Consider the following 11614-nt stretch of genomic DNA (forward strand, 5'->3'; position numbering starts at 1 on the left):
ATCAGTACCTCCTCCCATCTGCCGATTCTGAAAACAAAAAAACTGTGGCGTTCCCGCCACAGCCGTATTTCTGTCGACTTATTATGCAAAATGTCCAGTACCAGACACGCTAAAAACGCGAAACCCACCGCTCTGTGCGGTTTCGCTGTCCGAAGATCCCTCTCCCGGGGAATCAGACACGTTTTTATGCAGGTCTCCTGGCTCGCGCAGTAACGTTTTGCCTCTCCTTCCCAGAAAGATCCAGTGGCCGGCGATCTGAACAAAACCCATCGCCAGTTGAGGCAGCACTACACGCTTACAGTGGCGGGACCGCGCAGGCTTCCAACCTGCTTCCCTCTTAGCCGTCTGCGTTCTTTCGCTCGACGGAACATAAAACGCAATTCAATTATGCACCCACCGGTGCTTCTGCGATACCTAGTTTATCAAAGGAACGAGAGAAATACAAGCGATTTATTTTCATATTCTGCGAAAAAGAAGGGAAGCGGACGAAACGCCGCCCTCCCACAGTCCGTTTCCGCAGCCCAAAGAGACGGCTTCGGAAGCGCATAATACGGGGCGCGGCGGCGAACGCCGCCTTCTTTCATCGCCGCATTCCCCGCCGTGCCCCGCTGTGGTATTCTTACTCGTAGAATTTCTTATAGATATCCGGACGGAAATCAGGTTCCCCGGCATATGGATTGTCGATGCACAGATGTCTCACGCCCAGAGACAGGTCGATGGTCCCCAGATGCATGCCCACCTGGTAGTCGTTGTCGTCTCCGCAGTAGCAGACCACGTCCACCTCTCCGAACGCATTGGTCTTCGGTCCGATGATCATGCTGCCGCCCCCGAAGAAGCAGGCGTCGTCATAACCCGTCAGATTGGAACTGGCGATGAAGATGGAGTTTGCCAGAACGCCGTATTCGAGATGGGGCGTATAGCAGCGGCGGAACGCCTCTCTGCTGCCCTCGTTGGGGATCTCCTCGATGACCGCCGTGGGATTCAAATACAGCCGCGCTCCTTTATACACATAATAGCGCATTAATTCAGGGAACTGATAGCTGTCGTAGCAGATGCCCAACGCGATGGGACCCCATTCCGTGTCGAACATGAAGGGCTTCTCTCCCTTCCTGCACCAGGTATTTTCTGTGCCGAAGGGATGGATCTTCTGGTAGGATCCGATGAGGCCGCCTGGGCCCAGCACAACGGCGGAGTTGTAGAGTTCTTCCGCGTCCTCCTCAAATTTTTCGGACATTCCGAAGATAATGTAAATGCCGTATTCTTTCGCGATCTTTTCCACTTCCTTCACGGAAGGACCGTTGACCGTCTCCGTCGCCGCGATCTTATCCTTCCGGTCGATCTTCTCATCTACGAAATAATCGTAGCCCATCAGGCAGAGCTCGGGAAAGACGATCATATCCGCTCCTCTTTTGGCCGCCGCCACGGAAAATTCCTTGATCCGCGAAAGATTGGACTGCTTGTTGCCGGCCGCCACTTTGAAATTGACAACGGCCAGATTGATGATGTCACGCATGTTTTCCATTTCTCTTCTCCTTTGCTGGTTCTGATTTTATTTTGCTGTACCGCAGAGAGCAGCGTCCTGTCCTTCAGGCTCCGCTCCTTCCCGCGGATCTACGACGCCTGATCCTCGGACTGCAGGGCTGCACCGGCCGGTTTCTCCGAAGCCATGTTTCTCGTCATGGCCAGAGCCAGCGCCACCGCCACCGCTCCTCCAAAGAACTTGGACAGCACCACCGGCGCGATGGCCTCGGGGTGCACGCCCGCGGTAAAGCCCAGATGATCTCCCAACGCTCCCGCCGAACACACGAGCCATGCCATGTTCACCACCTTGCCCCTGTTGCTCATATCCTTCATCATTTTAAATACCGGGATGCTGTTGGCCAGAGAGAAAAACATACCGGCGGCGGACGTGGCGTCCAGGCCGATCTTTGTCCCGATGGCGTTCAGCGGTCTGTCCAGTATTTTCGTGAGCAGGGACAGCAGGGGGAACGTACCCAGCAATACCACCGCGATGGTGCCGATGATGTTCATGGCCTCCTCGATGGGGGCCATTCCGGGAATGATCACGATACCGGTCATGAACTCAAACGCGGCCGCAGTCAGACCGATGGTAAGCAGGATCACGACGCCTTTTCCGAAAATAATGCAGCCTTTGATCATCGCGTTGGGAGCCACCTTCAGTCCCACCGCCAGCAGAATGGAAATGACGGCCACGGGGATGGTGTTCATAAGAACCATGACGATATTGTAGCCGGCCATGATACCGCCTGCGATGGATCCGATGGGGATCGTGATCATGCCGATCAACATGCCTTCCGCGAAAAAGGGCTTATCCTCGTGTTCGATCAGTCCCAGGCCTACCGGGATGGAAAAGGCCACGGTGCTTCCCAGCATAGCCGCCACGATCAGTCCCGAATACAGTCCGGCCTGCTCGTTGACCGCAAGGGACATGGCCAGAGGATACCCGCCGGAGTCATTTGCCAGAATGGATCCGAAGATGGCCGGGTCTGCGCCGACCATTGACAGCGCCGGCGCTATGACCGGCGCGATGATGTTGGAGATAACGGGCGAGAGACAGACGATCCCTACCATTCCCAGAGCCAGCGGCCCCATGGCGTTGAAACCCTCTTCAAACTTTTCACCTAACCCCAGCTTGTTGCCGAAGATGCGGTCCAGGCCTCCGATCAGCGCGCCCACCGCCATGACCCACATTGTAGCTTCACTAAACGACATAAAAACCTCTCTTTCTTATTCGCCGACGCCAACGCGTGTAGCTCCGCGGTCCATCCTGCTTTTCCCGTCATTTCCGGTTGTCCCGCCCGCGTTTCGTCAGCCCGACACTGTTGCCATAACTGCATTTATAATAACGTATCTGTAATAAGAGCAATTTTCATGCCAAAGAACCCATAGGCCGCCCCGGACCGCGCCGCCGGTTTTGCCGGTTTTCCGATCATTCCGTATTTTCAAGCATATCCGAACGTTGGATCCTCAATAATTTTTTACTCCCTCATCAGATAAAAGAAAGAGAGAGGGCCGCTTCCCCGGGCCAGCGGGCCGCCGCTTTAATTCGTATCTGATTTCAGCGATTCAAAATTGTATCAGTATTCAGACAATAGCAGTTTCACCTCATCCCGCCTTTATATTAAAAGGTAAACTTTTGCGAACCATACGGAAATATCAACGGACATATTTCCTATGTTATAAAAGATGCTCCCCGAGGGCTCCTGCAGGATGGTCCATACAGTTTGTCGCAAGAGGAGCGTCTGTGGCAGCCGCAGTCTTTACCGGCCGGTCTCCCAGCTTCGGATGCGCGCTTTCATTTCATCTATTCCCAGAATGCCATACGCGAAGCCCTTTTTCACCAGCTCGGGCGGCAAAAACTCGTCGTATTTCTCAAACATTGGGACCTCCCCTTTGTACACCAGTTCCATGGGGTCCAGCGGCTGTTCCGCCATCTCCCCCAGTACCCGGAAGAATTCCTCTCTGGAAGCCTTCATTTTAAACTGAATGAAATAAGGCCGGGATGAGTCCAATGACGACAGGGCCAGATGGGGCGCGCATTTGATCTTGATGAATCGTTCCAGCGCGAGAAACGCGTAAGTCCCCAGCCACGGGAACAGGCACCACATATCGCCGCCCAGGCAGATCAGCGGCTCCTCCGTCATGCCTGAGCCCGCCGCCGTGCTCCTGGCCTGTTCCAGCCGCACCACCGCGTTTTTCATCAGATACGGATATCCCTCCGTCTCGCGGAGCACATCCCGCATCCGTTCCAGCACTCTGGTATTGATATCCCCGGGGCATTGGCCAAAATACGCGGGGACCTTTCCCTTTACCTGCTCGCAGTAGACCAGATGACGCTTGTGGTCCACTTCTTCCACGATCCACACGTGGCCTGCCAGCGCGATCTTCTCCCCTGGGGGAGGCGGAGTCACGATCGTTCCCAGCTCCTGGGACCTGCTGCGCACGGTGTACTCCTCATTCTCTTTGAATACCGCATAAAATTTATAAGAATTGGTCTGTCTCTCCCCCGCCAGTCCCACGATGAGACCGCCTGTCTCCGTTCTCTGAATGTGCTCGATGGACAGGAGATGCCGCAGAAGAAGTCTGTAGTCTTCCTGGGAGATCCGGCGGAAACAGCTGAGCGAAAGCACTCTGGACGCCAGCGCCGCCGCCGACATTTCCCCGCAGGACGCCAGCGTGCACATGGTCTGATGGTACAGCAGACTGTAGGGAAGCCGGTCCAGCTTTGGCGGTTCCACCCAGCGTTCCTGCACGTAAAGCTGGACCAGCGCGATGCCCTGCAGCAGCGACCATGGAATAGTCACCGGCAGCATGGCCCGGGGCTCCGGCTGCTCTTCTCTCATGACGAACCACATTTCCGGCGGCAGATCCCGTCTGCCCGTGCGGCCCATCCTCTGCAGGAAGGAGGACACGGTAAACGGCGCGTCGATCTGAAAGGCGCGTTCCAGCCTGCCGATGTCGATGCCCAGTTCCAGCGTGGCCGTAGTGACCGTGGTCTGATATTGATCCTCATCCTTCATCACCGCCTCGGCCGTTTCCCGATAGGACGTAGACAGGTTCCCGTGATGGATGAGAAACCGGTCCGGCTCGTGATTCGCCTCGCAGTACTGGCGAAGGGTGGTGGTCACCGCCTCGCATTCCTCACGGGAGTTCACAAATACCAGACATTTCTTTCCTCTGGTGTGCGCAAAAATGTAGCCCATGCCCGGATCGGCGCCGGACGGCGCCCGGTCTGTCTCCCGGTCCAGAACCTGCAGCGCTCCGGGGACCTCCTTCTCATCAGCGTTCTGCGGTCCCTGAATAAAGAAGTGTTCCATGGAAAGACGCCATTTGGTCCCCTTCGTCTCGATCCGCGGGATGGCCGTTTTTCTTCCTGTGCCGGAAGAGAGGAATTCTCCTGTACTTTCCAGATCGCCGATGGTGGCGGATAGTCCGATCCTCCGGGGATTGACCCCCGCCATCCTCGACAGTCTCTCGATCAGGCACAGCGTCTGGCCGCCCCGGTCGCCCCGCATCAGGGAATGGACCTCGTCGATGACGATGAACCGCAGATCGCTGAACAACCGCGCGATATAGGCGTGCTTGCGGAGCAGCAGCGCTTCCAGAGACTCCGGCGTGATCTGCAGAATGCCGGAGGGATTTTTCAGCAGCTTGTTCTTATGGGACTGGGCCACGTCGCCGTGCCAGTGCCAGACCGGGATATCCGCTTCCCTGCACAGGTCGTTGAGACGCTGAAACTGATCGTTGATCAGCGCCTTCAGCGGACCGATGTAGACGGCCCCCACCGATTTCGGCATGTCCTCTGAAAACAGGGTCAGGATCGGGAAAAAGGCCGCCTCGGTCTTTCCCGACGCCGTGGAAGCCGACAGCAGCACATTGTCGTCCGTGTGAAACACCGCGTCCCCCGCCGCCACCTGAATGGCGCGCAGAGACTCCCAATTGTTCTGGTAGATAAAGTCCTGGACAAACGGCGCATAGCGATCGAAGATATTCATATTTCCACCCTGATCTCATCCATCATATTTCAAATTCCTCAAATTCTTTCTCCAGCGACTCCTCGTCCACCTGAGACCTGGCGTAGGCAAATTCTTCCGAAGTCAAAAGCTCCCCGACTTTGATCTGCGGATTCTGATACACGATGTTCAGCAGTTCGATAAAATCGCGGATCACCTCCCGCGGCGTGATCTTCGTATCCGCCCCGATGCGGCCGAACTCGATCCTGATAAAATTGATCAGGTCCTCCTGCCCCAGCGTCTGCTGGTAGTCGAAAAGACCGGCGTGGATATCCGCCAGCTTTTCCACCAGCACCAGCATCTCCTCGTTGGTCAGCGGGGACAGCCTGATCACCGGCGCCAGCACATCCTTCACATCCCCCCGGCTGAAGCGCCCTTCCTCCAAACGGGATCGCAGGGCCTCATAGCTGAACACCCCCCGTCTGGTATCCTCGATGCACTGAGGCGTGCCGCACATGATGATCCCCAGATACCGGGCCTTGCCCTGCAGCGTATCGTTGTACATGGTAAGTATCTTTTCATAATTATACTGTCTGGTGATACTGTTGGGGATCTTATAGATATTGACCAGTTCGTCGATGAGGATCAGCATCCCGCCGTATCCCGCCTTCCGCAGAAACATGGCGAACAGCTTGATGTATTCATACCAGTCGTCGTCTGAGATCACGATGTTGACTCCCAGTTCGGCCCTGGCCTCCGTCTTGTTGTGATACTCGCCGCGGAACCATTTCACCACCTTGGCCTTGCTTTCATCGTCCCCCGCCGCGCAGGCCCGGTAATACATGGTCAGCAGTTTCGCAAAATCGAAACCGTGGACCATCTCCTGCAGGGAGTTGACCACCTGAAAGATCTTTTTCTCCACCAGTCCGCTCAACTTCGGATCCTCAAAAGAAAGGCCGCTCTCCGCGGCGGTCTCGCTCTGCACGCTGCTGATCCAGCGGTCCAGGATCAGCGTCAGCGCGCCTCCCTCCGGTCTGGTCTTCGTGGACATATTGGAGATCAGTTCCTTGTAGGTCGCCAGGCCCTGCCCCTTGGTCCCCTGCAGCCGCCGCTCAGGGGAGAGATCCGCGTCCACCACCACGAAATTTTTATCCATCACATAATTGCGGATGGTCTGCAGCAGGAAGCTCTTCCCGCTTCCGTATCTTCCCACGATAAAACGGAAGGAAGCTCCGCCGTCCTGAATAATATCCACATCCCGAAGCAGCGCGTCGATCTCCGTCTCCCTGCCCACCGTAATATAGGGCAGGCCGATCCGGGGCACGACCCCGCCCTTCAGAGAATTTATGATCACGGTGGCTATTCTCTTTGGTATTTTCATTCCTCAATCATCCCTTTCAGTTCATCTATATAATCTTCGATCAGTTCCGGCCGCTCTCCGTCAAAGAGAATGACCGTATCGCTGAACACATCAAACAGTTTTTCATTGATCGAATCCACCAGCACAGACAGAAGCAGACCTCTGGACCGCAGCAGCCCGCCCCAGTCTTCTCCATGGATCAGACAGCGCAGCAGACCGTATTCCGCATCGTCCAGGCCTGTCCCGTTTGCTGATCCGGTCTCCATCTGGGAGCCGGACTCATCTGCAGGGTCTCTTTCACTTGGAGACCCTTTCTCAACTTGGGGACCGCCAGCAATTGGGAGACTGGACTGGATTTGAAGGCCGGCCCCACCGGCCGCAGTTTCGGCGCCGTTCCCGGCGGCCCCTGTCCCCTCCGGACCGGCGCCCGCCGCCAAATTTCCATCTGAGCCGTCATCCGCCCACGGCTCCGGTCCCCCATACAGCTCCTTCTCCGCTTCCTCCGATCCCTCCACGATCAGTTTGCTCTGGGTTTTCAGAGAAGTCCTTCTGATGGAATCCAGCACGGAGAGGTCGATCTCGATCTCCGGCGCGGCAGGCCGCTCCGGTTCTTTGCTCTCCCAGTATTTTTCCACCTCTTTTCTGACCGCATCCAGAAATATCTTTGTGGATTCCGCCCCTTTCAGATTCGACTTAAAATCATATCTGCGGCGCATTTCGAAATCGATATTCTTCAAGAGCGCGCCGATCTCCTTGTTTTTGCTCTCGCTTTTAAAATACCGCTCGCACAGCCAGCGCCCGTTTTCGCATCGGTATTTGTGGACCTGGCTGATCTCATAGACAAAGGACCTGCGTCTGATCCGATCGAAGAACACGGCGGACTGAAACATGGTATGCGGGTTGGAATAGATCCTTCCGAAGAACTTGTCCCAGAGCGTGCCTTTTCGATTTTTTTCATAATAAGCCGCCAGCTCTCCCAGCACGTTATAGACCACCTGCTTTACGTCCTCCGGATATTTCTTAAAAAATCTGGAATTTTCCATATTATACGAAGACAGTGAGTTCAGCGCGTCAAAGACCTGATCCGCGCCGGAGGTGCGAAAATGCAGAAGCGTCAGCCGGGCGCGGTCAAATCCCTGGTCCACAGACTCGGCCAGCAGAGACGCGTCCAGATCGTAGTAGACCACATAGTCCTGCATCCACGGCGCCACATAGCGGTCGATCCGCGGATCCAGCTCCCTGTACGCCGTCCAGAAATCCCTCAATTTAAAATAGCCCTCTTCCGGGGAAGCCGCGCCGATCTGATTGATCAGTTCATAGATGTACACAAATGCAAAGGAAAGGGATGTCTTTTCGATCCGCCCCTTTCTGAGCTTGGTCCTCCAGGAAAAATATCCCCGCAGCTCCCGGTCATTCATGGCCTGATAGGTGGGAAAGTACCGCACGAATTCGCCGTTAAATTCAAAATCATCCTCGAAGTCTTCCATGAATTTCCCCTGTTCATAGAACAGCCTCGCGTCATAATCATAATAAATGCCTGCGTCCTTGGCTATCTTCCGCATCTGCCGGTACCTGGGCGGCGTATAGTTTTTCATCTGAGACGCGGTCATCAGGATCGGCTCGTCGCGGTATACCTTCTCCTGGCCGCCCTTGTCCCCATGTTTCGCAGTGGACAGGATCGTCTCGATCAGCTTTTGAATGCCGGACATACTCCCACCTCCTTTCAGCTTTATTCGCTCCACCCATTATTATATGGTAACAGTCTTCCGCGCACAAGGCGGAATAACCGGTGAAGACACAAAAAGAGCCGCAGCTCCTGTTGAAGCGGCTGCGGCTCCGTATTCTTCCCAAAATGACCGAAACTCAATTTTTCCGATGCGGTTCTCCGTTCCCATCGGCGGGACGGCCCGCGGAACCGGCCCTCCGCAGCACAAACCTCTGTGTGGGATATCCGAATTCCACCAGCAGCTCCGCTTCCGCAAAACCCAGCTCCATGATCTCCCGGCGCCGGCCCGTATCTGCCTTGTCGTCCTCCCGATATGTGGTAATGGTGACGTCCCTTCCCTCCGGAAGCTCGTCGATGACTCTGGCTAGAAACTCCTGCGGGATCCCTTTCCCCCGATAAAGGGGATGGGTGCCCAAAAAGTCTATGCTTCCGGTCCGGCGGGAAAAAATCAGTATTCCCACGGCCGTTTTCCCGTCTTTTATGATCAGCGCCTCGTCCGCGCGGATCCGTCCTCTGAGGGTCCTCACATACGCTTCCTCGTCCAGGTGAGGAAAACCGTCGATCACGAGCCGAACCAGCTCCATCCAGCAGGGAATGTCCTCTTCGGCGGCTAAAGCGGTATTCCAGCGCACCTCCGTATCTTTCAGCATATCGTATCGTCCGTCAAACTCGAACTTCAGCTGCAGGGGATAAAACTCCTCGTTTTTCCGATATTGATTTGGGGTCTGCTTATACATGGCCGCAAAGGCCGATGTAAATGCCTGCTGACTCTCGTATCCTGCCGTCAGCGCGATCTCCAGAATGGGCCGGTCAGAAAACACCAGCAGTCTGGCGGCCTCGGTGAGCTGCCTTCTCTGTACATACTCGCGGACCGTCAGTCCCACGGTCCTGGAAAACACGCGGTGCAGGTGATGTTTGGAATAGTGCACCCCCCGGGCGATATCATCCAGTTCCAGCTTTCGCGTCAGGTGGCTCTCAATGTATTCGACTGCCGCCCGGACCTTCTCGATTTTTCCCTCCATAGCGCCTCCTTTCCCTGAATGTTTATTATACACCATCCAGCTGCAGGAGTTTTCATATTTCTTGCTTTTTCTCCCCCGGCGCTCTGGGCTTTGCTGTGCGCGCTCTGCATCGGTCCACGAAGTTTACATGTCCGTCAGCTCTTGATCACAGCCACTCTGGCGCCGTCTTCCAGATCGCCGCCGGCCTGTACGACGACCTCGTCGCCTTCCGCCAGTCCGTCTTCCACTTCAATATACTGGTTTTTCCGCAGACCGGTCCGCACTTCCCTCTTGCTGACCCTGCCGTCGCCGACCACGTACACAAAGGACTTTCCGTCCTCCTTCACGATGCTCTTTTCCGGCACGTAGAGCGCGGCCGCCCCTGTTCCGTCCGCCCCTGCGTTCCTGTCCGTCAGGCGTACGTCCGCCGCCATACCGGACAGCACGCCGCTGTCCGCCGGGTCGAAGACCACGGTCACCTGGAACATTCCCGTCTGTTCGTCGGCGGAAGGCGCGATCTCATGCACAGATGCCTTGCAGGTCTGGCCCAGGGACTGGACCGTGACCTGCGCCTCCATCCCCTCAGCGATCCGTTTCACATCTTTTTCCAGAACCTCCACGGCCACTTTCAGACTGCTGTTGTCCACTACAGTCATTGCCGCGGTCTGGGCCGACACCACAGAACCGCTTTCGATCTTGATCTGCGAGACCTGACCGTCGATCGGCGCTTTTACAGTGCAGTCCGCCAGTCTCTGCGCCGCCAGCTCGTAGGCCGCCCGGGCGCTTTCCACCTGAGCTGCGGCGTTGTCCGACGCGGAATTCTGCGAGATCTGCGCCGCCGCCAGCTGGGCGTCGGCGGTCTCCATCTTCGACCGGGCCGCCTCAAAATCCGCCTCCGAGATGCCGCCCGCGTCGTAGAGCTGCTTCATTCTATCGTAATTCGCATGAGCGTCCGCGCTAGCCGTCCTGGCCGGAATGACCGCGGCGTCTGCACTCTGCGAGGACCGGGCGCTTGACAGCGCCACCTGCGCCGCAGAGAGAACCGCTTCGGCCTGTTTTGCCTGAAGCTCGTATTCCGTCTCGTCCAGCCGGAACAGCACGTCTCCCGCTCTCACATTCTGTCCTTCCTTCACTTCCACAGACGCCACTTTGCCGGACACGTCCGCCGTGATCTCCTGCATGGATCTGGCCTTTACCGTACCTGTGTACGCGGTCTCGGACAGCGCGCTGTCCGTCTTGACCTTTGCCGTGGTTACATTGACCGCGCCGCCGCTGCTTCCGCAGCCGGCCGCCGTCATACAGAGAAGCAGCACCGCGGTGAGTCCCATCCATCTTTTCTTTATATTCTGCATCTTGTGCACCTGATTCCTTTCCCGCATTCTATCTCAAATGGATCGTGACCGTAGCGTTCATCCCGAAGGCCATAGGCAGCCCCTCGCCGTCCAGAAGCGTCACCTTCACAGGGATCAGCTGGGTGACCTTTGTATAAGTCCCGCTGGTGGAAAAGCTGGAAGCGCCCGAAAAATAAGTCTGCGTGGCCGGATCGATCTCCGTCACCTGGCCTCTGAAACTCTTTCCCGGATAAGCGTCCAGTTTCACATCCACTGTCTGCCCTTCATGGATCTTGGCGATCTCCGTCTCTTCCACATTGACGCCGATGTACATGTCGTCCGTATCCGCCACCACAGCCAGCGCGGACCCCTGGGAGACCATCTGATTGACGGCGGCGTCGTTTTTCACCACGGTTCCCGTCACCGGAGACGTAATGTAGGGAAGGGTCTCCTGCCGCCCTAAGATCTGATCTTTCTCCACCAGGTCCCCTGTCTCCACATCCCATTCCAGCAGTTTCCCGCCGGTGACGGGCATTACGCTGTACATCTTCGCCGTGACCCTGGCATTGTCGGTGGTAAAATAGTTGGCCCGAAGGCTGAAGTAATAATATCCCCCGCAGCATGCCGCGATCACGATGACCAGCGCCGCCAGACAGAGGATCTGCCTGATCTTTTTCTTATTTGGATCCCGCTTCTTCGATCCATCCTTTCTTTCGTCCATC

General features: G+C 56.3%; 8 protein-coding genes and 1 riboswitch. All 8 genes read right to left on the reverse strand.

Translation table 11 applies throughout. The features are described from left to right. Positions 1 to 170: 170 nt before the first annotated feature. A riboswitch (cobalamin riboswitch) is annotated at positions 171 to 388 on the reverse strand. A 231-nt stretch (positions 389 to 619) separates the two neighbouring features. Further along, entirely contained in the window at positions 620 to 1522 is a 903-nt protein-coding gene (locus E0E37_RS17435; RefSeq protein ID WP_130864248.1) for a carbon-nitrogen hydrolase family protein, read from the reverse strand. 89 nt (positions 1523 to 1611) lie between these two features. Next, a complete protein-coding gene (locus tag E0E37_RS17440) occupies positions 1612 to 2733 on the reverse strand; it encodes an ethanolamine utilization protein EutH (protein ID WP_130864249.1) in 1122 nt (373 codons plus the stop codon). 548 nt (positions 2734 to 3281) lie between these two features. Next, a complete protein-coding gene (locus E0E37_RS17445; RefSeq protein ID WP_130864250.1) occupies positions 3282 to 5516 on the reverse strand; it encodes a DEAD/DEAH box helicase in 2235 nt (744 codons plus the stop codon). Positions 5517 to 5538: 22 nt separating this feature from the next. Then, positions 5539 to 6855 carry an ATP-binding protein gene (locus tag E0E37_RS17450; protein ID WP_130864251.1) on the reverse strand — a complete coding sequence of 439 codons (1317 nt, stop codon included), beginning with the start codon at positions 6853 to 6855 and terminating at the stop codon, positions 5539 to 5541. Beyond that, positions 6852 to 8543, reverse strand: a complete 1692-nt coding sequence (locus E0E37_RS17455; protein WP_130864252.1) for a TerB N-terminal domain-containing protein — start codon at positions 8541 to 8543, stop codon at positions 6852 to 6854. Before E0E37_RS17455 ends, E0E37_RS17450 begins: the two co-directional genes overlap by 4 nt. 154 nt (positions 8544 to 8697) lie before the next feature. Continuing rightward, positions 8698 to 9582 (reverse strand): helix-turn-helix domain-containing protein, encoded by an 885-nt coding sequence (locus E0E37_RS17460; protein ID WP_130864253.1) that lies wholly within the window; start codon positions 9580 to 9582, stop codon positions 8698 to 8700. A 134-nt stretch (positions 9583 to 9716) separates the two neighbouring features. Further along, positions 9717 to 10913 (reverse strand): efflux RND transporter periplasmic adaptor subunit, encoded by a 1197-nt coding sequence (locus E0E37_RS17465; protein WP_165445435.1) that lies wholly within the window; start codon positions 10911 to 10913, stop codon positions 9717 to 9719. Between the two features lie 28 nt (positions 10914 to 10941). Continuing rightward, positions 10942 to 11613, reverse strand: coding sequence for an efflux RND transporter periplasmic adaptor subunit (locus E0E37_RS17470; protein WP_130864255.1), 672 nt, complete (start codon positions 11611 to 11613; stop codon positions 10942 to 10944). Between the last annotated feature and the right edge of the window lies 1 nt (position 11614).

It is taken from the genome of Bacilliculturomica massiliensis, from assembly GCF_900605495.1.
Lineage (GTDB): Bacteria > Bacillota > Clostridia > Peptostreptococcales > Anaerovoracaceae > Bacilliculturomica > Bacilliculturomica massiliensis.

Coding starts and splice junctions, on each gene's coding strand:
- E0E37_RS17465 (WP_165445435.1), bottom strand. CDS start 10,913: ATGCAGAATATAAAGAAAAGATGGATGGGACTCACCGCGGTGCTGCTT.
- E0E37_RS17435 (WP_130864248.1), bottom strand. CDS start 1,522: ATGGAAAACATGCGTGACATCATCAATCTGGCCGTTGTCAATTTCAAA.
- E0E37_RS17445 (WP_130864250.1), bottom strand. CDS start 5,516: ATGAATATCTTCGATCGCTATGCGCCGTTTGTCCAGGACTTTATCTAC.
- E0E37_RS17440 (WP_130864249.1), bottom strand. CDS start 2,733: ATGTCGTTTAGTGAAGCTACAATGTGGGTCATGGCGGTGGGCGCGCTG.
- E0E37_RS17450 (WP_130864251.1), bottom strand. CDS start 6,855: ATGAAAATACCAAAGAGAATAGCCACCGTGATCATAAATTCTCTGAAG.
- E0E37_RS17455 (WP_130864252.1), bottom strand. CDS start 8,543: ATGTCCGGCATTCAAAAGCTGATCGAGACGATCCTGTCCACTGCGAAA.
- E0E37_RS17460 (WP_130864253.1), bottom strand. CDS start 9,582: ATGGAGGGAAAAATCGAGAAGGTCCGGGCGGCAGTCGAATACATTGAG.
- E0E37_RS17470 (WP_130864255.1), bottom strand. CDS start 11,613: ATGGACGAAAGAAAGGATGGATCGAAGAAGCGGGATCCAAATAAGAAA.